This window comes from Burkholderia sp. Ac-20384 (assembly GCF_017104605.1).
GTDB lineage: Bacteria > Pseudomonadota > Gammaproteobacteria > Burkholderiales > Burkholderiaceae > Burkholderia > Burkholderia lata.
In genome coordinates this window covers 1-21,945 of sequence record NZ_JAAGPE010000046.1, presented here as the reverse complement: position 1 = coordinate 21,945, position 21,945 = coordinate 1, and the positions used below count along the sequence as shown (strand labels likewise).

14 protein-coding genes and 4 tRNA genes are annotated in these 21,945 nt (G+C 61.1%); all 18 read right to left on the bottom strand.

Translation table 11 applies throughout. From position 1 onward, the window contains the following. Positions 1-18 precede the first annotated feature (18 nt). Positions 19-2,121 (bottom strand): elongation factor G, encoded by a 2,103-nt coding sequence (fusA, locus tag G3O00_RS11720; protein ID WP_206143045.1) that lies wholly within the window; start codon positions 2,119-2,121, stop codon positions 19-21. 123 nt (positions 2,122-2,244) lie between these two features. Next, the gene (gene rpsG, locus G3O00_RS11715) at positions 2,245-2,715 is read right to left on the bottom strand and encodes a 30S ribosomal protein S7 (RefSeq protein ID WP_006477195.1); all 471 of its coding nucleotides are present in this window, start codon (positions 2,713-2,715) and stop codon (positions 2,245-2,247) included. A gap of 172 nt (positions 2,716-2,887) precedes the next feature. Beyond that, the gene (gene rpsL / locus G3O00_RS11710) at positions 2,888-3,268 is read right to left on the bottom strand and encodes a 30S ribosomal protein S12 (RefSeq protein WP_006400662.1); all 381 of its coding nucleotides are present in this window, start codon (positions 3,266-3,268) and stop codon (positions 2,888-2,890) included. A 227-nt stretch (positions 3,269-3,495) separates the two neighbouring features. Then, positions 3,496-5,343, bottom strand: coding sequence for a DNA helicase RecQ (gene recQ / locus G3O00_RS11705; protein WP_174936644.1), 1,848 nt, complete (start codon positions 5,341-5,343; stop codon positions 3,496-3,498). An 18-nt stretch (positions 5,344-5,361) separates the two neighbouring features. Next, positions 5,362-5,583 carry a hypothetical protein gene (locus G3O00_RS11700; RefSeq protein ID WP_174936647.1) on the bottom strand — a complete coding sequence of 74 codons (222 nt, stop codon included), beginning with the start codon at positions 5,581-5,583 and terminating at the stop codon, positions 5,362-5,364. A gap of 21 nt (positions 5,584-5,604) precedes the next feature. Next, positions 5,605-9,849 (bottom strand): DNA-directed RNA polymerase subunit beta', encoded by a 4,245-nt coding sequence (gene rpoC, locus G3O00_RS11695; RefSeq protein WP_011350671.1) that lies wholly within the window; start codon positions 9,847-9,849, stop codon positions 5,605-5,607. Positions 9,850-9,870: 21 nt separating this feature from the next. Beyond that, positions 9,871-13,977 (bottom strand): DNA-directed RNA polymerase subunit beta, encoded by a 4,107-nt coding sequence (rpoB, locus tag G3O00_RS11690; RefSeq protein WP_011350670.1) that lies wholly within the window; start codon positions 13,975-13,977, stop codon positions 9,871-9,873. Positions 13,978-14,356: 379 nt separating this feature from the next. Continuing rightward, positions 14,357-14,731: a 50S ribosomal protein L7/L12 gene (gene rplL, locus G3O00_RS11685; RefSeq protein ID WP_011350669.1), complete on the bottom strand. Its 375-nt coding sequence runs from the start codon at positions 14,729-14,731 to the stop codon at positions 14,357-14,359. Between the two features lie 63 nt (positions 14,732-14,794). Continuing rightward, the gene (gene rplJ, locus G3O00_RS11680; RefSeq protein ID WP_011350668.1) at positions 14,795-15,292 is read right to left on the bottom strand and encodes a 50S ribosomal protein L10; all 498 of its coding nucleotides are present in this window, start codon (positions 15,290-15,292) and stop codon (positions 14,795-14,797) included. A 294-nt stretch (positions 15,293-15,586) separates the two neighbouring features. Continuing rightward, positions 15,587-16,285: a 50S ribosomal protein L1 gene (gene rplA, locus G3O00_RS11675; protein WP_174936650.1), complete on the bottom strand. Its 699-nt coding sequence runs from the start codon at positions 16,283-16,285 to the stop codon at positions 15,587-15,589. Continuing rightward, complete coding sequence (rplK, locus tag G3O00_RS11670; protein ID WP_006477201.1) at positions 16,286-16,717, bottom strand: 50S ribosomal protein L11; 432 nt, start codon at positions 16,715-16,717, stop codon at positions 16,286-16,288. 142 nt (positions 16,718-16,859) lie between these two features. Beyond that, positions 16,860-17,417: a transcription termination/antitermination protein NusG gene (nusG, locus tag G3O00_RS11665; protein WP_006400672.1), complete on the bottom strand. Its 558-nt coding sequence runs from the start codon at positions 17,415-17,417 to the stop codon at positions 16,860-16,862. A gap of 1 nt (position 17,418) precedes the next feature. Then, positions 17,419-17,799, bottom strand: a complete 381-nt coding sequence (gene secE / locus G3O00_RS11660) for a preprotein translocase subunit SecE (protein ID WP_006482892.1) — start codon at positions 17,797-17,799, stop codon at positions 17,419-17,421. 43 nt (positions 17,800-17,842) lie between these two features. After that, positions 17,843-17,918 (bottom strand) — tRNA-Trp (locus G3O00_RS11655). A 59-nt stretch (positions 17,919-17,977) separates the two neighbouring features. Further along, positions 17,978-19,168 (bottom strand): elongation factor Tu, encoded by a 1,191-nt coding sequence (gene tuf, locus G3O00_RS11650; RefSeq protein WP_011350666.1) that lies wholly within the window; start codon positions 19,166-19,168, stop codon positions 17,978-17,980. A gap of 66 nt (positions 19,169-19,234) precedes the next feature. Beyond that, positions 19,235-19,309, bottom strand: a tRNA-Thr gene (locus G3O00_RS11645). A 24-nt stretch (positions 19,310-19,333) separates the two neighbouring features. After that, a tRNA-Gly gene (locus tag G3O00_RS11640) sits at positions 19,334-19,407 on the bottom strand. A gap of 44 nt (positions 19,408-19,451) precedes the next feature. Beyond that, a tRNA-Tyr gene (locus G3O00_RS11635) sits at positions 19,452-19,537 on the bottom strand. Between the last annotated feature and the right edge of the window lie 2,408 nt (positions 19,538-21,945).

Here is a 21,945-nt window from a genome sequence, read left to right as displayed (position 1 = left end):
ATCGATTGTGATAACGAATTACTTCGTCTTCGCGCTGATGATCGCTTCTGCAACGTTCTTCGGAGCTTCAGCGTAGTGCTTGAACTCCATCGTGTACGTTGCGCGACCCTGCGTCAGCGAACGCAGCGACGTGGAGTAGCCGAACATTTCCGACAACGGCACTTCGGCGCGCACGATCTTGCCGCCGCCGACCATGTCATCCATACCCTGGATGATGCCGCGACGACCCGACAGGTCGCCCATCACGTTGCCCATGAAGTCTTCCGGCGTTTCCACTTCCACGGCCATCATCGGCTCGAGCAGAACCGGATCAGCACGACGCATCGCTTCCTTGAACGCCATCGAACCGGCCATGCGGAACGCATTTTCGTTCGAGTCGACGTCGTGGTACGAACCGAACGTCAGCGTGACCTTCACGTCGACAACCGGGAAGCCTGCCAGCACGCCGCTCTTCAGCGTTTCCTGGATACCCTTGTCCACCGACGGGATGTATTCGCGCGGAATCACGCCGCCCTTGATCGCGTCGACGAACTCGTAGCCCTTGCCCAGTTCGCTGCGCTCGAGCGTGATGACCGCATGGCCGTACTGACCACGACCACCCGACTGCTTGACGAACTTGCCTTCGACATCCGCGGCCGACTTGCGAATGGTTTCGCGGTACGCCACCTGCGGCTTGCCGACGGTCGCTTCCACGCCGAATTCGCGCTTCATCCGGTCGACCAGAATTTCGAGGTGGAGCTCGCCCATACCCGAAATGATGGTTTGACCCGATTCTTCGTCGGTCTGCACGCGGAACGACGGATCTTCCTGAGCGAGACGGTTCAGCGCCAGGCCCATCTTCTCCTGGTCAGCCTTCGTCTTCGGCTCGACGGCCTGCGAAATCACCGGCTCCGGGAAAATCATGCGTTCGAGCACGATCGGATGTGCCGGATCGCACAGCGTGTCGCCCGTGGTCGCTTCCTTCAGGCCGACCGCAGCAGCGATGTCGCCTGCGCGAACTTCCTTGATTTCTTCGCGCTGGTTCGCGTGCATCTGCAGAATACGGCCGAGACGCTCTTTCTTGTCCTTGGTCGCATTGAGCAGCGTGTCGCCCGAATTGACGACGCCCGAGTAGACGCGGAAGAAGATCAGCTGGCCGACGAACGGGTCGGTCATGATCTTGAACGCGAGTGCCGAGAACTTCTCGTCGTCGGACGCACGGCGTTCCGTCTTCTCGCCATTTTCGAGTTCACCCGTAACCGGCGGGATGTCGACCGGCGACGGCAGGAAATCGATCACGGCGTCGAGCATACGCTGCACGCCCTTGTTCTTGAACGCGGTACCGCACAGCATCGGCTGGATTTCGCACGCTATCGTACGGTCACGCAGACCCTTGACGATCTCGGCTTCCGACAGCTCGCCTGCTTCCAGGTACTTGTTCATCAGGTCTTCGTTCGACTCTGCAGCCGCTTCGACCATCTTTTCACGCCATTCGTTGCACGTGTCGACGAGTTCCGTCGGGATGTCGACGTAGTCGAACTTGGTACCTTGCGATGCCTCGTCCCAAATGATCGCCTTCATCTTGATCAGGTCGACGACACCCTTGAAGCCTTCTTCCGCACCGATCGGCACCACGACCGGAACCGGGTTCGCCTTCAGGCGCAGACGGAGCTGGTCGTAGACCTTGAAGAAGTTCGCGCCGGTACGGTCCATCTTGTTGACGAACGCGAGACGCGGCACCTTGTACTTGTTCGCCTGGCGCCACACCGTTTCCGACTGCGGCTGCACGCCGCCCACTGCGCAGTACACCATGCACGCGCCGTCGAGCACGCGCATCGAGCGCTCGACTTCAATCGTGAAGTCGACGTGGCCCGGGGTGTCGATGATGTTGATGCGGTGTTCCGGATAGTTGCCGCCCATGCCCTTCCAGAAGGCGGTGGTAGCAGCGGACGTGATCGTGATGCCACGCTCCTGCTCCTGCTCCATCCAGTCCATCGTGGCTGCGCCGTCGTGGACTTCACCGATCTTGTGGTTCACACCGGTGTAAAACAGAATGCGCTCGGTCGTCGTCGTTTTGCCGGCGTCGATGTGAGCGCTAATACCGATATTGCGGTAGCGCTCGATAGGAGTCTTGCGAGCCACTTTGATCCTCTACTGGGATGACACGATGCAGCGCTGCTGCATCATGCTTCAACACAAACGGGCGAGGCGCCTGAAAAGCGCACCCGCCCGGAATTTATTTCCGCTAACAGCCCAGCCAGGCGCTTAGAAACGGAAATGCGAGAACGCGCGGTTGGCTTCTGCCATGCGGTGAACTTCGTCGCGCTTCTTCATCGCGCCGCCACGGCCTTCGGCCGCTTCGGAGAGTTCACCTGCCAGGCGCAGGGCCATCGACTTCTCGCTACGCTTCTTCGCAGCCTCACGCAGCCAGCGCATCGCCAATGCCATACGACGCGACGGGCGCACTTCGACCGGAACTTGATAGTTGGCACCACCAACGCGACGGCTCTTCACTTCGACCACCGGCTTGACGTTGTTGAGCGCAACCGTGAACACTTCCAGCGGGTCCTTGCCACCCTTGGTCTGGATTTGTTCGAATGCGCCATAAACGATGCGCTCTGCGACCGACTTCTTGCCGGACAGCATCAGCATGTTCATGAACTTGGCTACATCAACGTTACCGAACTTCGGATCCGGCAACACTTCCCGCTTGGGGACTTCGCGACGACGCGGCATGATTCTTCCTTTACTTGTTCAGTTGGAGCTGGTTCCAGCTCCGCGGCCACCAACAAACCCGATCACATCTTCACGACTAACCAGCTTGGCCGGGTGACCACTTACTCGACAGCACCGGCAATCCGGCACTCCCGCCTTGACCGCCCTGCGGCGATCCCTGATCAAAAACTGCTTACTTGGCAGCCTTTGCACGCTTCGCGCCGTACTTCGAGCGCGCTTGCTTACGGTCCTTGACGCCCTGGGTATCCAGCGAGCCGCGAACCATGTGGTAACGCACACCCGGCAAGTCCTTCACACGGCCGCCGCGGATCAGCACAACCGAGTGTTCCTGCAGGTTGTGGCCTTCACCGCCGATGTACGAAATCACTTCGAAGCCGTTCGTCAGACGAACCTTGGCGACCTTACGGAGTGCCGAGTTCGGCTTCTTCGGCGTCGTCGTGTACACACGGGTGCACACGCCGCGACGCTGGGGGCAGTCCTGCAGGGCCGGGCTCTTGCTCTTCGTCGTTTCCGACTGACGGCCTTTGCGAACCAGTTGGTTGATGGTTGGCATTGTTTATTCCTGAAATTGAACAAAATCTGCGCATCGATTTCGGGCAAAGCGAGAATCGGCGCACAGTTGACTTCCGAACCGGCGAAACGGGTGCGAACCTTGGAACGCGACTCGGCCCACCGAATACCGGAACCCAGCATCATATTCCGGAAATACCAACTAAGTCAACGGCTTGCGTGATTTGCCAGCCGAACGCGTGGTTTACCGGAAGGGTCGGAACGCCTGTGTCAGGCCGATTCGACGACGTCGATGATCTCGTCGCCGAAGCGCTCCAGCTTGCGCACGCCCATGCCGGGGATATGGCGCAGGTCGTCGATCGACTCCGGCGCGTTGCGCGCGATCTCGGCGAGCGTCGCATCGTGGAAGATCACGTAGGCCGGCACGCCGTCCGTCTTCGCCGTTTCCGCACGCCAGGCGCGCAGCGCATCCCACCGTGCGCGTTCACGCGTGCCCATGCCGGCCGTCGGATCGACGCGCGTACCGCTGCGGCTCGACGACTGGCGCGTGCGCTGCGGCTTCACGTAGCGGCGCAGCGTGACCTTCTCCTCGTTCTTCAGCACGGGCTTCGCGGCCTCGGTCAGCACGAGCGCGCCGAAGCCGCCGTGATCGACGGCCAGGAAGCCGTACGCGACGAGCTGCCGGAAAATCGCGCGCCACTCGGGTTCCGACAGCGACGCGCCGATCCCGAACGTCGTGAGCTGGTCGTGACCGCGCTGCAACACCTTCTCGGTGCGCCCGCCGCGCAGGATCTCGATCAGGTGGCTCGAGCCGAAATTGAAGCCGCTTGCGCGCTGCGCGCGGAACACGCAGGACAGCGCCATCTGCGCCTCACGCGTGGCGTCCCACGAAGCCGGCGGCTCGATGCAGGTGTCGCAGTTGCCGCACGGCTTGCTCTCCTCGCCGAAGTAGTTCAACAGCCGCACGCGGCGGCACGAGATCGTCTCGCACAGCCCGAGCAGCGCGTCGAGCTTCGACGTCTGGACGCGCTTGTGCGCGTCGTCCGCATCGGACTCGTCGATCATCTTGCGCTGCTGGACGACGTCGCCGAGACCGTACGCCATCCACGCATTCGCGGGCATCCCGTCGCGGCCGGCGCGGCCCGTTTCCTGGTAGTAGCCTTCGACGCTCTTCGGCAGATCCAGGTGCGCAACGAAGCGCACGTCCGGCTTGTCGATGCCCATGCCGAACGCGATCGTCGCGCACATCACGATGCCTTCCTCGCGCTGGAACATTTCCTGGTGCTTCTGCCGCACCTCGAACTCCATCCCCGCGTGATACGGCAGCGCGCGCACGCCCTGCGCCTTCAGCCATTCGGCCGTTTCCTCGACCTTGCGGCGCGACAGGCAATAGACGACGCCCGCATCCGTCGTACCGTCGGCATTCGTGTGTTCGGCGCGGATGAAATCGAGCAGCTGCGAACGCGCGTTGTCCTTTTCGACGATCCGGTAGCGGATGTTCGGGCGGTCGAAGCTCGACACGAACACGCGCGCGTCGTCGAGCGCGAGGCGATGGATGATCTCGTCGCGCGTGATCGCATCGGCCGTGGCAGTCAGCGCGATGCGCGGCACCGACGGGAATCGCTCGTGCAGCACCGACAGCTGGATATATTCCGGACGGAAATCGTGCCCCCATTGCGACACGCAGTGCGCTTCGTCGATCGCGAACAGCCCGATCTTCGCGCGCTCGATCAGGTCGAGGAAGCGCCCCGTCATCAGCCGTTCCGGCGCGACGTAGAGCAGATCGATTTCGCCTTCGCGCAGCGCGCGCTCGGTCGCCGCGGCCTCGGCACTCGACAGCGTCGAATTCAGGTACGCGGCGCGCACGCCCACTTCCCTCAGTGCGGCGACCTGGTCCTGCATCAGCGCGATCAACGGCGACACGACGATGCCGGCGCCTTGCCCGGCCTCGCGGCGCAGCAGCGCCGGAATCTGGTAGCACAGCGACTTGCCGCCGCCGGTCGGCATCAGCACGAGGCAATCGCCGCCGCCGGCGACGTGTTCGACGATCTCGCCCTGCTGGCCGCGAAATGCGGGATAACCAAATACTTCGTCGAGGATTTCGAGGGCGCGGGACATGAATGAGGACTGGGACGGCTAAACGATGACCGCAATTTTAACAACCCGCTCGCGCGACGCGTGGCGAATCGTGCGGATTTGGCTGATCGGCCAGGTTCGTTCGCGCGCATGACGAGCCTGCGGCGTCCGCGCGGCAAGTGATTGCGATGGCTGCGGCAGGCTCGTCATGCGCGTGAACGACAGATGAAAAAAAACCGCCCGGCAGAACCGGGCGGTTTCGGTGACAGCGAGGTAAGGCAAGGCGGCTCGCGCCGCCCGCACTTACTCGGCTGCCGGGTGTTGCTGCGGCTCTTCTGCCGGCGCGCTCGGCGTGCCGAAGTCGAATGCCTCTTCCGCTGCGATCTGGTCGAAACGCTCGCGATCCGACGATTCCTTCGCCTTGCGTGCCTTGTGGAACGCGAGACCCGTACCGGCCGGAATCAGACGGCCGACGATCACGTTTTCCTTCAGGCCACGCAGATCGTCGCGCTTGCCCATGATCGCCGCTTCGGTCAGCACGCGGGTCGTTTCCTGGAACGATGCCGCGGAGATGAACGAGTCGGTCGACAGCGATGCCTTCGTGATACCGAGCAGCACGTTGTCGTACGAAGCCGGACGCTTGTCCTCGGCGATCATGCGATCGTTCTCGTCCAGCATGTCGGAACGCTCGACCTGTTCGCCCGGGATGAAGCGCGTATCACCGTTGTCGGTGATCTGCACACGACGCAGCATCTGGCGAACGATCACCTCGATGTGCTTGTCGTTGATCTTCACGCCCTGCAGACGATACACGTCCTGCACTTCGTCGACGATGTAGCGCGACAGCGCCTCGATACCCTGCAGACGCAGGATGTCGTGCGGATCGGCCGGACCGTCCACGATCATTTCGCCCTTGTTGACGACCTGAGCATCGTGAACCAGAACCTGCTTTTCCTTCGCGATCAGGAACTCGTGCTGGTTGCCCTCGAGGTCCGTGATGACGAGACGCTGCTTGCCCTTCGTGTCCTTACCGAACGACGTCGTACCGGTGACTTCCGCGAGAATGCCGGCATCCTTCGGCGAACGCGCTTCGAACAGTTCCGCCACCCGCGGCAGACCGCCGGTAATGTCACGCGTCTTCTGCGCTTCCGTCGGGATACGTGCGAGCACTTCACCGACCTGCACCTGCTGGCCATCCTTCACGGTGATCAGTGCGCCGACCTGGAAGCCGATCTGCACTGCGTGCTCCGTGCCCGGAATCTTCACTTCGTCGCCGTTCGCGTCGAGCAGCTTGACCTGCGGACGCACGCTCTTCGAAGCTTGCGAGCCACGACGCTTCACGTCGATCACGACCAGCGTCGACAGGCCGGTCACGTCGTCGATCTGCTTCGCGACGGTCACGCCTTCCTCGACGTTCTCGAACTTCACCGTACCACCGTACTCGGTGATGATCGGACGCGTCAGCGGATCCCACGTGGCGAGCTGCGTGCCTGCCTTGATCGTCACGCCGTCGAGCTGCAGCAGCGTCGCGCCGTACGGCACTTTGTGACGCTCGCGCTCGCGACCGAAGTCGTCGGTGATCATCGCTTCGCCCGAACGGGAAATGACGATCTGCTCGCCCTTCGCGTTCGTAACGTAGCGCATCGTCGCCGTGAAGCGGACGATACCGTTGCTCTTCGCTTCGACCGACGAAGCCACTGCCGCGCGCGATGCCGCACCACCGATGTGGAACGTACGCATCGTCAGCTGCGTGCCCGGTTCACCGATCGACTGTGCCGCGATCACGCCGACTGCTTCGCCGACGTTCACGAGCGAGCCGCGGCCGAGGTCACGGCCGTAGCAGGCTGCGCACAGGCCGTAACGCGTTTCGCAGGTCAGCGGCGTGCGCACGCGCACTTCGTCGATGCCGAGGCGTTCGATTTCCTCGACCGCCGTTTCGTCGAGCAGCGTGCCCGATTCGTACACCGTTTCCTGCGTTTCCGGGTTCACGACGTCCGCAACCGCAACGCGGCCGAGGATACGGTCACGCAGCGCTTCGACGACTTCACCGCCTTCGACGAGTGCCTTCATCGCCACGCCGTTCGACGTGCCGCAATCGTCTTCCACCACGACCAGATCCTGCGTGACGTCGACGAGACGACGCGTCAGGTAACCCGAGTTCGCGGTCTTCAGTGCCGTATCAGCCAGACCCTTACGTGCACCGTGGGTCGAGATGAAGTACTGCAACACGTTCAGACCTTCGCGGAAGTTCGCGGTAATCGGCGTCTCGATAATCGAGCCGTCCGGCTTCGCCATCAGGCCTCGCATACCGGCCAGCTGACGAATCTGAACCGCCGAACCCCGGGCGCCCGAGTCGGCCATCATGTAGATCGAGTTGAACGATTCCTGGCGCGTTTCCTTACCGTCGCGGTCCGTCACCGGCTCCGTCGACAGCTGCTCCATCATCGCCTTGCCGACCGCTTCCGACGTTGCCGACCAGATGTCGACCACGTTGTTGTAGCGTTCCTGCGCGGTGACGAGACCCGACATGTACTGACGGTCGTACTCCTTCACCTTCTTCGCGGCGTCGCCGACGATCGTTTCCTTCTGCGGCGGCACGAGCATGTCGTCCACGCAGATCGAGATGCCGGCACGCGTCGCGAGACGGAAACCCGACTGCATCAGCTGGTCGGCAAACACCACCGTCGCGCGCAGACCGCACTTGCGGAACGCCGTGTTGATCAGGCGCGAGATTTCCTTCTTCTTCAGCGGCTTGTTCAGCACCGAGAACGGCAGGCCGTGCGGCAGGATCTCCGACAGGATCGCGCGACCGACGGTCGTCGCGTACAGCGAGATCTTCGGCACGAACGGCGGTGCGCCTTCCGACGTGTCTTCGTTGTGGACCATTTCGGTGATCCGCACGTTGACGCGCGATGCGAGCTCGACTTCCTTGTTCTCGTACGCGCGGATCACTTCCGACACGCCCGTGAACGACAGGCCTTCGCCCTTGCCGTTGACCGCTTCGCGGGTCGCGTAGTACAGACCCAGCACGATATCCTGCGACGGCACGATCGACGGATCGCCATTGGCCGGGAACAGGACGTTGTTCGACGCCAGCATCAGCGTACGCGCTTCCATCTGCGCTTCGAGCGACAGCGGCACGTGAACGGCCATCTGGTCACCGTCGAAGTCGGCGTTGAACGCCGCGCAGACGAGCGGGTGCAGCTGAATTGCCTTGCCTTCGATCAGCACCGGCTCAAATGCCTGGATACCGAGACGGTGCAGCGTCGGCGCACGGTTCAGCATCACCGGGTGCTCGCGGATCACCTCTTCGAGGATGTCCCACACCACAGCCGTCTGGTTCTCGACTTCCTTCTTCGCAGCCTTGATGGTCGTCGCAACGCCCATCACTTCCAGCTTGTTGAAGATGAACGGCTTGAACAGTTCGAGCGCCATCAGCTTCGGCAGACCGCACTGGTGCAGCTTCAGCGTCGGGCCGACCACGATGACCGAACGGCCCGAGTAGTCGACGCGCTTGCCCAGCAGGTTCTGACGGAAACGACCGCCCTTACCCTTGATCATGTCGGCGAGCGACTTCAGCGGACGCTTGTTCGCACCCGTCATCGCCTTGCCGCGACGACCGTTGTCGAGCAGCGAGTCGACGGCTTCCTGCAGCATCCGCTTTTCGTTGCGGACGATGATTTCAGGCGCCTTCAGCTCGAGCAGACGCTTCAACCGGTTGTTACGGTTGATCACGCGGCGATACAGGTCGTTCAGGTCCGACGTCGCGAAACGGCCGCCGTCCAGCGGCACGAGCGGACGCAGTTCCGGCGGCAGCACCGGCAGCACTTCGAGGATCATCCACTCGGGCTTGATGCCCGAGCGCTGGAATGCCTCGAGGACCTTCAGGCGCTTCGCGTACTTCTTGATCTTCGCTTCCGAGCCGGTGTTCTTCAGCTCGGTGCGCAGCGTCTCGACCTGCTCGTCGATGTTGATCGCGCGCAGCAGTTCACGCACACCTTCCGCGCCCATTTCGGCACGGAATTCGTCGCCGTATTCCTCGACCTTGTTGTAGTAATCCTCTTCGGTCATGATCTGCCGCGCCTTCAGCGGCGTCATGCCCGGTTCGATCACCACATAGGCTTCGAAGTACAGCACGCGTTCGATGTCGCGCAGCGTCATGTCGAGCACCATGCCCAGACGCGACGGCAGCGACTTCAGGAACCAGATGTGAGCGACCGGCGAGGCCAGCTCGATGTGGCCCATCCGTTCACGACGCACCTTCGCCAGCGTCACTTCGACGCCGCACTTCTCGCAGATCACGCCGCGGTGCTTCAGACGCTTGTACTTGCCGCACAGGCACTCGTAGTCCTTGATCGGCCCGAAGATCTTCGCGCAGAAGAGACCATCGCGTTCCGGCTTGAACGTACGGTAGTTGATGGTCTCCGGCTTCTTCACTTCGCCGAACGACCACGAACGGATCTTGTCCGGCGAGGCCAGACCGATCTTGATCGCGTCGAAAACTTCTTCCTGTTGGACTTGCTTGAATAGATCGAGCAGAGCTTTCATTGCTTTCTCTCCGTAGTCCGATTAATTGCGGTCGAGATCGATGTCGATACCGAGCGAGCGGATTTCCTTCACGAGCACGTTGAAGGATTCCGGCATGCCTGCATCGATCACGTGATCGCCCTTGACCAGGTTTTCATAAACCTTGGTACGGCCGTTCACGTCGTCCGACTTCACCGTCAGCATTTCCTGCAGCACGTAGGACGCGCCGTACGCTTCGAGTGCCCACACTTCCATTTCACCGAAACGCTGGCCACCGAACTGCGCCTTACCACCCAGCGGCTGCTGCGTGACGAGCGAGTACGGACCGGTCGAACGCGCGTGCATCTTGTCGTCGACCAAGTGGTGCAGCTTCAGGTAGTGCATGTAGCCAAGCGTCACGCGACGTTCGAACATTTCACCCGTGCGGCCGTCGTACAGACGGACCTGGTTCTTCGACGGGTTCATGCCGAGCTGTTCAGCGATGTCGTCCGGGAACGCGAGGTCGAGCATCTTGCCCATTTCTTCCTCGGTCGCACCGTCGAACACCGGCGTTGCGAACGGCACGCCTTCGCGCAGGTTCTTCGCGAGTTCGAGGATCTCTTCGTCGGTGAAGCTTTCCAGATCTTCCTGGCGGCCCGAGTCGTTGTAGATCTTCGTCAGGAACACGCGCATTTCCTCGATCTTCGCCTGACGCTGCAGCATTTCGCCGATACGCCAGCCGAGACCCTTCGCGGCCCAGCCGAGGTGCACTTCCAGAACCTGACCCACGTTCATCCGCGACGGAACGCCCAGCGGGTTCAGCACGACGTCTGCCGGACGGCCATCGGCCATGTACGGCATGTCTTCGATCGGGACGATCTTCGACACGACACCCTTGTTACCGTGACGGCCTGCCATCTTGTCGCCAGGCTGCAGGCGACGCTTGACCGCAAGGTACACCTTGACCATCTTCAGCACGCCCGGCGGCAGTTCGTCGCCTTGCGTGAGCTTCTTGCGCTTCTCTTCGAACGCGAGGTCGAACTGGTGACGCTTTTCTTCGATCGAGTTCTTGATCGCTTCGAGCTGCGCCGCTGCTTCGTCGTCCGCGAGGCGGATGTCGAACCAGTGGTAGTGGTCGAGGTCTTCCAGGTAAGCCTGGTCGATCTTCGTACCCTTCGCGAGCTTCTTCGGACCACCGTTCGCGACCTTGCCCACGAGCATGCGTGCGAGACGCTGGAACGCGTCGCCTTCCACGATGCGCAGCTGGTCGTTCAGGTCGAGACGGTAACGCTTCAGTTCATCGTCGATGATCTGTTGCGCACGCTTGTCGCGCTGGATGCCTTCACGCGTGAACACCTGGACGTCGATCACGGTGCCGCTCATGCCCGACGGCACGCGCAGCGACGTGTCCTTCACGTCCGAAGCCTTCTCGCCGAAGATCGCGCGCAGCAGCTTCTCTTCCGGCGTCAGCTGGGTCTCGCCCTTCGGCGTGACCTTGCCGACCAGCACGTCGCCTGCTTCGACTTCAGCACCGATGTACACGATGCCCGATTCGTCGAGACGGCCGAGCTGGACTTCTGCCAGGTTCGAGATGTCGCGCGTGATTTCTTCCGGCCCGAGCTTCGTGTCGCGTGCAACGACGTTCAGCTCTTCGATGTGGATCGACGTGTAGCGATCGTCCGCAACGACCTTCTCCGAGATCAGGATCGAATCCTCGAAGTTGTAGCCGTTCCACGGCATGAACGCGATCAGCATGTTCTGGCCGAGCGCAAGCTCGCCCAGGTCCGTCGAGGCGCCGTCGGCCAGCACGTCGCCGCGCGAGACCTTGTCGCCCATCTTCACGATCGGACGCTGGTTGATGTTCGTGTTCTGGTTCGAACGCGTGTACTTGATCAGGTTGTAGATGTCGACACCGACTTCACCTGCGACTGCTTCGTCGTCGTTCACGCGAATCACGATACGGCCCGCGTCGACATAATCGACGACGCCGCCGCGGAACGCCTGAACCGTCGTACCCGAGTCGACCGCACAGGTGCGCTCGATGCCCGTACCGACGACCGGCTTTTCCGGACGCAGACACGGCACGGCCTGACGCTGCATGTTCGAACCCATCAGTGCACGGTTCGCGTCATCGTGTTCAAGGAACGGAATCAGCGAAGCTGCCACCGACACGATCTGCGACGGCGCAACGTCCATGTACTGGATACGATCCGGCGTGACCATCATCGTTTCGCCGGCTTCACGCGACGACACGAGTTCGTCGATCAGCTGGCCGTTCTCGTCGATCGCGGCGTTCGCCTGAGCGATCATGTAGCGGCCTTCTTCGATCGCCGACAGGTAATCGATCTGGTCGGTCACCTTGCTGTCCACGACCTTGCGGTACGGCGTCTCGAGGAAGCCGTACTCGTTCAGGTGCGCATACAGTGCGAGCGAGTTGATCAGGCCGATGTTCGGACCTTCCGGCGTTTCGATCGGGCACACGCGGCCATAGTGGGTCGGGTGCACGTCGCGGACTTCAAAGCCTGCGCGCTCGCGCGTCAGACCGCCCGGGCCCAGTGCGGAAACACGGCGCTTGTGCGTGATTTCCGACAGCGGGTTGGTCTGGTCCATAAACTGCGACAGCTGCGACGAACCGAAGAACTCGCGAATCGCCGACGAAATCGGCTTCGAGTTGATCAGGTCGTGCGGCATCAGGTTTTCGCTTTCGGCCTGGCCGAGGCGTTCCTTGACCGCGCGCTCGACACGCACGAGACCTGCGCGGAACTGGTTTTCCGCCAGTTCGCCGACGCAACGCACGCGACGGTTGCCGAGGTGGTCGATGTCGTCCACTTCGCCCTTGCCGTTGCGCAGCTCGACGAGGATCTTGATCGTCGCGAGGATGTCGTCGTCCTGCAGCGTCATCGGGCCGGTGATCTCGTCACGGCTGACGCGGCGGTTGAACTTCATACGGCCGACCTTCGACAGGTCGTACGCTTCTTCGCTGTAGAACAGACGGTTGAACAGTGCCTCGACCGCTTCTTCGGTCGGCGGCTCGCCCGGACGCATCATGCGGTAGATCGCGATGCGCGCGGCCGTCCTGTCGGTCGTTTCGTCGACACGCAGCGTCGACGAGATGTACGGGCCCTGGTCCAGGTCGTTCGTGTAGAGCGTCTGGATGTCCTTGATGCCCGCTTCGCGCAGCTTCTCGAGCACGCTTTCCGTGACTTCGTCGTTCGCGCTCGCGATCACTTCGCCGGTGTCGCCATCGACGACGTTCTTCGCCAGCACGCGGCCGAGCAGATAGTCTTCCGGCACCGAGATGAACTTGGTCTTCGCGGCTTCGAGGTCGCGAATGTGCTTCGCGTTGATCCGCTTGTCCTTCTGGACGATGACCTTGCCATCACGATCCGTGATGTCGAAACGCGCGACTTCACCACGCAGGCGCTCGGGCACGAACTCGAGTTGCGCGCCTTCGTCCATCAGCGTGAAGTTGTCGAACACGAAGAAGTTCGCGAGGATCTGTTCCGGCGTCAGGCCGATGGCCTTCAGCAGGATCGTGACCGGCATCTTGCGGCGACGGTCGACGCGGAAGTACAGGATGTCCTTCGGGTCGAATTCGAAGTCGAGCCACGAGCCGCGATACGGAATGATCCGTGCCGAGAACAGCAGCTTGCCCGAGCTGTGCGTCTTGCCCTTGTCGTGTTCGAAGAACACGCCCGGCGAACGGTGCAGCTGCGAGACGATGACACGCTCGGTGCCGTTGATGACGAACGAGCCCGTCGGCGTCATGAGCGGCATTTCGCCCATGTACACTTCCTGCTCTTTCACTTCCTTGACGACCGGCTTGTTCGGCGATTCCTTGTCGAGGATGACAAGGCGGACCTTCGCGCGCAGTGCGGAGCAGTACGTCAGGCCGCGCTGCTGGCATTCCTTGATGTTGAATGCCGGCGCGGACAGCGCGTAGCTCACGAACTCGAGGCGAGCGAAGCCGTTGTGCGAAACAATGGGAAATACCGACGTGAACGCGGCCTGCAAACCTTCGGGCTTGCGTTGCGCCGCGAGCACATCGGCTTGCAGAAACGTGCTGAATGATTCAAGCTGGGTAGCCAGCAAGAAAGGAACTTGGTGAACGATGGGGCGCTTCGCGAAACTCTTGCGAATGCGCTTCTTCTCGGTGAAGGAATATTGCATACGATCTCCGAATCACGGCGGGTGCTATCGAGGCGGAATACCTGGACGTTTCAAACCCGAGTGTTCACCGACTGAGACCCGATGGCCGTCCGACACGGCTTGAACGAGCCGAGAAGCTTGGTGGTTGGCCGCTACCAACCGCTGGCTGACGGCAGCGGATGCCTGTGTTGCCCGCTACCCGACCAAACTTGCCTTCTGCAGTCGCTTCAGAAGACAAAGAGAACCGCCATTCGTGATCAATCGCAACGATCAGACGGTTTTCTTTGGCTTCTGGGACCGATTATTCGGGCTCCCGAATGAGTGCCAGAATAACGTCCCCACAAAGCACAAAAAGGCCGGCGGTGAAAATACCGCCAGCCTTCGCGCAACGAACCGAAACTTACTTGATTTCAGCCTTCGCGCCTGCGTCTTCCAGCTTCTTCTTGGCTTCGTCAGCAGCAGCCTTCGGCACTGCTTCCTTGACGGGCTTCGGTGCGCCGTCAACCAGGTCCTTCGCTTCCTTCAGGCCCAGGCCCGTCAGTTCGCGAACTGCCTTGATGACTGCAACCTTGTTGCCGCCTGCTTCGAGCAGCATGACCGTGAATTCGGTCTGCTCTTCAGCAGCAGCAGCAGCGCCGCCGCCTGCCGGGCCAGCGACTGCCACTGCAGCTGCCGACACGCCAAACTTCTCTTCGAATGCCTTGACCAGTTCGTTCAGTTCCAGAACGGTCATCCCTTCGACTGCTGCCAGGATGTCTTCTTTTGCGATTGCCATTTGAAATACTCCTAAATTGAATTCGGATACAGCCAGCGATCAATGACGCTGATGCACGTTCGATTACGCAGCTTCCGCTTGCTTCTTCTCGGCCAGCGCGGCAAGAGCGCGCGCGAAGCTCGAAACAGGCGATTGCATAACGAACAGCAGCTTCGAGAGCAGTTCTTCGCGGCTCGGGATGCTTGCCAGCGCTTGCACGCCAGCCTTGTCCATCACCTTGCCATCGAACGAACCAGCCTTGATGACCAACTTGTCATTGCTCTTGCTGAAGTCGTTGACGACCTTAGCAGCAGCAATTGCATCTTCCGAGATGCCGTAGATCAACGGGCCAGTCATCTGCTCTGCCAGCGGAGCAAACGGCGTACCTTCAACAGCGCGACGCGCCAGCGTGTTCTTCAACACGCGCAGGTAAACCTGTTGCTCACGCGCTTGCGCGCGCAGCTTGGTCAGATCGCCAACCGCAATTCCACGATACTCAGCCAGCACAACGGTCTGGGCCTTCGCGACTTGCGCGGAAACCTCAGCGACGACGGCTTGCTTGTCTTCTCTATTAAGCGGCACGGTTAGCCTCCAGAAACGATACGTTCGGCACGAAACCTCGCGTACCTCGTTCAACAACGGCGTCCGACCTCGTTAGGAGTATTTCCACCTCACGCCGGGAATCGCTTCACGGCCTGCGGCTTCACCACTGCAAAACTTTTTCGGGTTCGCCATCTGCGTTGGCTTGAATTAAGGGATCACCTGACTGCTGCGCCCCACCAACGGTCTTTGATAACCGGTTGCCCGCCTACTGCACGAACAACCGCCCAAAGCCCATTTAGACCGCTTCGCGAACGAAGCGGCCCGAATACTTGCTTACTGTGCTGCCAGCGTACCCTGGTCGACACGCACGCCGACGCCCATCGTGCTCGACAGTGCAATCTTGCGCAGGTAGACGCCCTTGCTCGTTGCCGGCTTTGCCTTCTGCAGCGCTTCGATCAGTGCCGACAGGTTCGAACGCAGTGCGGTCGGTTCGAACGATGCACGGCCGATGGTCGCGTGGATGATACCGGCCTTGTCGACACGGAATTGCACCTGACCAGCCTTCGCGTTCTTGACGGCGGTTGCGACGTCCGGCGTGACCGTACCGACCTTCGGGTTCGGCATCAGGCCGCGCGGGCCGAGGATCTGGCCGAGCGTACCGACGATACGCATCGTGTCCGGCGAAGCGATCACGATATCGAAGTCCATCTGGCCAGCCTTGATCTGCTCTGCCAGGTCTTCCATACCGACGATTTCCGCGCCTGCTGCACGCGCTTGCTCAGCCTTCTCGCCTTGCGCGAACACAGCAACGCGAACCGACTTGCCTGTACCTGCCGGCAGAACGACCGAACCACGAACGACCTGGTCCGACTTCTTCGCATCGATGCCGAGCTGGACTGCGACGTCGATCGACTCGTCGAACTTCGCGCTCGCGCATTCCTTCACGAGGCTCAGTGCGTCTTCGATCGCGTACAGCTTCTGACGATCAACCTTGGCAGCAAATGCCTGACGGCGCTTGGAGATCTTAGCCATTTACACGCCCTCCACAGTGATGCCCATCGAGCGTGCGCTACCAGCGATGGTGCGAACGGCTGCGTCCAGATCAGCTGCCGTAAGGTCCGGCATCTTGGTCTTCGCGATTTCTTCAGCTTGAGCGCGCGTGATCGAACCGACCTTGTCGGTGTGCGGCTTGCTCGAGCCCTTGTCCACCTTCGCCGCCTTCTTGATCAGGACGGTCGCCGGCGGCGTCTTCATCACGAACGTGAAGCTCTTGTCAGCGAATGCCGTGATGACCACCGGCACCGGCAGACCCGGCTCCATGCCTTGAGTCTGCGCGTTGAACGCCTTGCAGAACTCCATGATGTTCAGGCCGCGCTGGCCCAGTGCCGGACCGACCGGCGGCGACGGGTTGGCTTTACCTGCAGGGATCTGCAGCTTGATAAAGCCGATAATCTTCTTTGCCATTTGTGAACCTCATTGGAACGCCGGAGAAGGCGTTCGGTGAGTAGTAACGCGCTTTCGCCACTGGCTACTGACGCTCCTCAACGGCCATGACGCGGGCCGTAAGCGCGAAGGTGGGCAGCCGAGGCTGCCCACCGAATCGGGATCAAACTTTTTCGACCTGGCCGAACTCGAGTTCGACCGGGGTGGATCGACCAAAGATGGTGACCGACACACGCACGCGCGATTTTTCGTAGTTGACTTCTTCGACGGTGCCATTGAAGTCCGTGAACGGGCCTTCCTTGACACGCACCATCTCGCCGACTTCGAACAGGGTCTTCGGGCGCGGCTTCTCAACGCCTTCCTGCATCTGCGACATGATCTTCTCGACTTCCTTCGGGGAAATCGGGGTCGGGCGGTTACGTGCACCGCCGACGAAACCGGTGACCTTCGCGGTGTTCTTCACGAGGTGCCACGTTTCGTCCGTCATTTCCATCTCAACCAGCACGTAGCCGGGGAAGAAACGACGCTCGGTTACTGCCTTGTGGCCGCCTTTGACTTCGACCACTTCTTCGGTCGGGACCAGGATCTGACCGAATTTGTCCTGCATGCCAGCACGTTCAATGCGCTCCTGAAGCGCACGTTGCACGCTCTTCTCCATACCGGAGTAGGCGTGCACGACGTACCAACGCTTTCCGCTCGGGGATGCCGGAGTATCGCTCATATCATTTCCAACCCAGAATCGCCGAGAAAATCACCCATTCGATCGATTTGTCACTCAACCAGAGGAAAATCGCCATCACGAGCACGAAACCGAACACGACGAGTGTGGTTTGCGTTGCTTCCTTGCGGGTGGGCCAAACGACCTTGCGGACTTCCTTGTACGAATCCTTGGCAAAGGCGATGAGGCTCTTGCCAGGTGCGGACATCAGCCCGACGGCCACGCCGGCGATGATACCTACCGCCAACGCGGCACCGCGGACATACCACTGCTGATTGGCCAGCCAGAAGAAGCCCACGAATCCGGCCAAGACCAACAATACGCCCAGGGCCAGCATCAGCTTATCGCCGGAGGTATTTACAGTTTCGACGGATGGATTCGCCATAACACCTTAAAACAAATGCCACGTAGGACACGTGGCTATTTTTTGGCAGGGGCAGAGGGAATCGAACCCCCAACCTTCGGTTTTGGAGACCGACGCTCTGCCAGTTGAGCTATACCCCTAAACCATGCTGGGGCCGGCTGTTGCCAGCCCCAAAACTGTCGATCAACGAATAACTGGCTTACTCGATGATCTTGGCGACGACGCCGGCGCCGACCGTACGGCCGCCTTCGCGGATTGCGAAGCGCAGACCTTCTTCCATCGCGATCGGAGCGATCAGCTTCACCGTGATCGACACGTTGTCGCCCGGCATCACCATTTCCTTGTCCTTCGGCAGCTCGATCGAGCCCGTCACGTCCGTCGTACGGAAGTAGAACTGCGGACGGTAGTTGTTGAAGAACGGCGTGTGACGGCCGCCTTCGTCCTTGCTCAGCACGTACACTTCAGCCGTGAAGTGCGTGTGCGGCGTGATCGAACCCGGCTTCGCCAGAACCTGGCCACGCTCCACGTCTTCACGCTTCGTGCCGCGCAGCAGGATACCAACGTTGTCGCCTGCTTGACCTTGGTCCAGCAGCTTGCGGAACATTTCGACGCCCGTGCAGGTCGTCTTCACCGTCGGCTTGATACCGACGATTTCGATTTCTTCGCCGACCTTCACGATGCCGCGCTCAACGCGACCCGTCACGACCGTACCACGGCCCGAGATCGAGAACACGTCTTCCACCGGCATCAGGAACGCGCCGTCAACTGCACGCTCCGGCGTCGGGATGTACGTGTCCAGCGCGTCGGCCAGGCTCATGATCGCCACTTCGCCCAGCTCGCCCGTGTCGCCTTCCAGCGCCAGCTTGGCCGAACCCTTCACGATCGGCGTGTCGTCGCCCGGGAAGTCGTACTTCGACAGGAGTTCGCGAACTTCCATCTCGACCAGCTCGAGCAGTTCAGCGTCGTCCACCATGTCGCACTTGTTCAGGAACACGATGATGTACGGAACGCCAACCTGACGCGCCAGCAGGATGTGCTCACGCGTCTGCGGCATCGGGCCGTCAGCTGCCGAGCAAACCAGGATCGCGCCGTCCATCTGCGCTGCGCCCGTGATCATGTTCTTCACATAGTCAGCGTGGCCCGGGCAGTCGACGTGTGCGTAGTGGCGGTTAGCCGTTTCGTACTCGACGTGTGCCGTGTTGATCGTAATGCCGCGCGCCTTTTCTTCCGGTGCCGCGTCGATCTGGTCGTATGCCTTCGCTTCGCCGCCGAACTTCTTCGTCAGAACCGTCGTGATCGCTGCCGTCAGCGTCGTCTTGCCGTGGTCAACGTGACCAATCGTACCAACGTTCACGTGCGGCTTGGTCCGCTCGAATTTACCCTTGGCCATTTTCGACTCCCAAAAGGAATTTCACAGGTTGCGCCGCGCGCAAACAAGACACTGACTTTGTACTGCTGGTGCCCATGGGCAGGATCGAACTGCCGACCTCTCCCTTACCAAGGGAGTGCTCTACCACTGAGCCACATGGGCGCTTTACGCTTCAACTTCGCGGTCTGGAGCGGGTGAAGGGAATCGAACCCTCGTCGTAAGCTTGGAAGGCTTCTGCTCTACCATTGAGCTACACCCGCACGGGCCACAAACGATTCCTTACCGCTCACTGCGCTGATAATCTTGGTGGAGGAGGTTGGATTCGAACCAACGTAGGCGTAAGCCAACAGATTTACAGTCTGCCCCCTTTAGCCACTCGGGCACCCCTCCGTAGAGAACTGACGATTATGGGGGTGCATCGCACATCTGTCAAGCACATCCGGAAGATTATTTTCACTCTCTTCCCGACACCGGCTTGACCACCGATCTCCCGCCCTCGCCCGGCTAAGGCAAGCATGGGTGCTACCGATCAGTGCCACATCTTCGTCAGACTCCGCCCTCAACGTCGATCTGCATCTACGCTGAAAACGAAAGACCGCCATCATACGACCTCTTTCGCACTCTGCCAAGCGGGTAAACGAAAAATTTCCGCAAATTCCGTGCCGGGCGGATTCATTGATCCGCCCCTGATACTTTGCGCGATGCCGCCTCCGATCTCACGGTTGTCTGGCCGGACCTGCAGGCGATATACATGGCAAGGCTTTCGGGTGTTTTCCGGCAGCTGCTTCGGGCCATCCGGCCGGCCGCCGACCGGAAGTGATGGGCGCGACACCGACCTTTGCCGACTTAAGCGACAGGCGCGATACCATCGCGGGTCAACTGCCCGCCTCCGGTTCGGATCTTCGTGCGCAGGCTTGCCGTTGCGATGACTTCATGGCTTTGACCGTGCATGCCGCCGGTCCGTCGGACGCCTGGTATCGCCCGAGCACGATCACCAGGATCCGCCAGCTGGCGCTGGGTGACAGCCACGCTCCAGGACGCCCGGCGGCAGCCGCAGTGCTCACCGCATATGACCGACTGAAGCCCGCACTAGATGCCGGCTGCCTCGGTGCCGTGCGCATCGGTTCTGCTAGGCCTCCCCGTTGGGCCAAGATGCGATCGCCTATGCGTGGCTGCTCAACGAGGTGTCCATGTAATCTCGCCTGCGCCGGCGATAACGCACCAGAGCGTGAGTCCGACGGACCGGCGAGCGTCGACCCGTTGCAGCCATTGCTCGGCGACGATATGCGGCCCCGCCCGAGCCTGCCCCGCAGGCTTGTCGAAGCGATCTCGGCGAACATTCTGCAATGTGCCGCCCACTGCATCTCTCCATCGTGTAAGCCGACGAACATCAGTATCTGGTCGGCCTATCGCAGCGAGTCCGCAGCATACACGCGACATCCCGCCTGCCCGTACGATGCTCGTCTCGTGCAGTTGAACATCAATACCTGCGCGGAGTTTGACGCCGGCGCGTTTTCCGCTCCGCATCTATCCGACGACGCCGGAAAGCTGGCGTTCGACATCCGGTCTTCAGTACCTACTGCTCGCTCCCGGCGTTGGTCGTGCTAACCCGAGATCAAGGCCGGAACACGGCGCGCTGGTTTTCGCCCGTCGATGGCTCCGCACTCCGGGATCCGAGTATCGGATGCACGGTACGATCGAACGGCGTCGACGTCGACTGCACACACTTCGCGCTCAATGGACGAAGGGTGAGACTGCTTTGGCGGCACGGCCTATTCAGTCATTGAAGAAATCTAGGTGTTGCGCGACGGGCAGCCCGTGCTCGTCAAAAGCAACAGCGCGGATTCCTGACGCTATCCGGTCGATGAACTCGCGGACGTGCGGTTCGCGCGACACGCCGCTTTTTTCGAACCGACTGATTACGCGTGCTCGTATCTTCGTGTAGGTCAACTTGAGCGAAGATGCAATGAATTGAGGCGGAAACAGCTCTGAATGGCTACACGATGTCATCCTGGGCTCAATCCGTCTTCACTCGCTCGACGGGTAGCAGTCGTTCAACGCTCGTGGTTAGAACACGCCCAAACACCCGATTGAGGCGACCCGTTGCCTGGCTCATGTTGGCGCTTCACGCGGTGACGGAGGCAGCGAAACATGCTCGATAGGCACGGAATTGCAATGGTGACTTTGGGCCAAGGATGAGCTCAATACGCCGCTGAACGACGTCCGATAGTCGGCAATCGAGGGGGCGACGATGCCACATCGGACCAGAGCCCGCGACGTTCAAATCTACGTCGAGAGGTAGCTAGGTATGTGATGGAGACGCTACTCGACCTGGTCGCCATCGTCGTGAACAGCGGGAAGGCGGATGTTGGAATGTGGGTTTCGGCCAGCGCCAGCCACGAGTGCGGGGCCAGCTCGATCGATTTGATCAGTGGCGCAGAGCTGTCGACCGCTCGAGAACAATGGAGACCCGAGACGACGCTTCGGCGCTTCGGCGCTTCGGCGCTTCGGCGCTTCGGCCCCAGCCAGATTGATGTGGAGCGCCGCGAAACGCACCTAAAGACTTGCGTGGCGACGGTGCCGCGGATCGCTCGAGAACGGCAGGTGCCTGGATCGGTGCATTCGGCGCCCCAGCTCCGGCCAGGCCGCCCGTCCCTTGGTGCATTTCCGCCGCGCCAATGCAAAAACCCCCGCCTTTCGGGCGGGGGTTTCTGGCTTAGGGAGCCTGACGATTACCTACTTTCACACGGGAATCCGCACTATCATCGGCGTAGAGTCGTTTCACGGTCCTGTTCGGG

What these genes read in the sequence shown, in the direction of transcription:
- rplK (WP_006477201.1), bottom strand. Translation starts at nt 16,717, where the DNA reads ATGGCAAAGAAGATTATCGGCTTTATCAAGCTGCAGATCCCTGCAGGT.
- rpoC (WP_011350671.1), bottom strand. Translation starts at nt 9,849, where the DNA reads ATGAAAGCTCTGCTCGATCTATTCAAGCAAGTCCAACAGGAAGAAGTT.
- recQ (WP_174936644.1), bottom strand. Translation starts at nt 5,343, where the DNA reads ATGTCCCGCGCCCTCGAAATCCTCGACGAAGTATTTGGTTATCCCGCA.
- nusG (WP_006400672.1), bottom strand. Translation starts at nt 17,417, where the DNA reads ATGAGCGATACTCCGGCATCCCCGAGCGGAAAGCGTTGGTACGTCGTG.
- rpsL (WP_006400662.1), bottom strand. Translation starts at nt 3,268, where the DNA reads ATGCCAACCATCAACCAACTGGTTCGCAAAGGCCGTCAGTCGGAAACG.
- tuf (WP_011350666.1), bottom strand. Translation starts at nt 19,168, where the DNA reads ATGGCCAAGGGTAAATTCGAGCGGACCAAGCCGCACGTGAACGTTGGT.
- rplA (WP_174936650.1), bottom strand. Translation starts at nt 16,285, where the DNA reads ATGGCTAAGATCTCCAAGCGCCGTCAGGCATTTGCTGCCAAGGTTGAT.
- secE (WP_006482892.1), bottom strand. Translation starts at nt 17,799, where the DNA reads ATGGCGAATCCATCCGTCGAAACTGTAAATACCTCCGGCGATAAGCTG.
- rpsG (WP_006477195.1), bottom strand. Translation starts at nt 2,715, where the DNA reads ATGCCGCGTCGTCGCGAAGTCCCCAAGCGGGAAGTGTTGCCGGATCCG.
- rplL (WP_011350669.1), bottom strand. Translation starts at nt 14,731, where the DNA reads ATGGCAATCGCAAAAGAAGACATCCTGGCAGCAGTCGAAGGGATGACC.
- rpoB (WP_011350670.1), bottom strand. Translation starts at nt 13,977, where the DNA reads ATGCAATATTCCTTCACCGAGAAGAAGCGCATTCGCAAGAGTTTCGCG.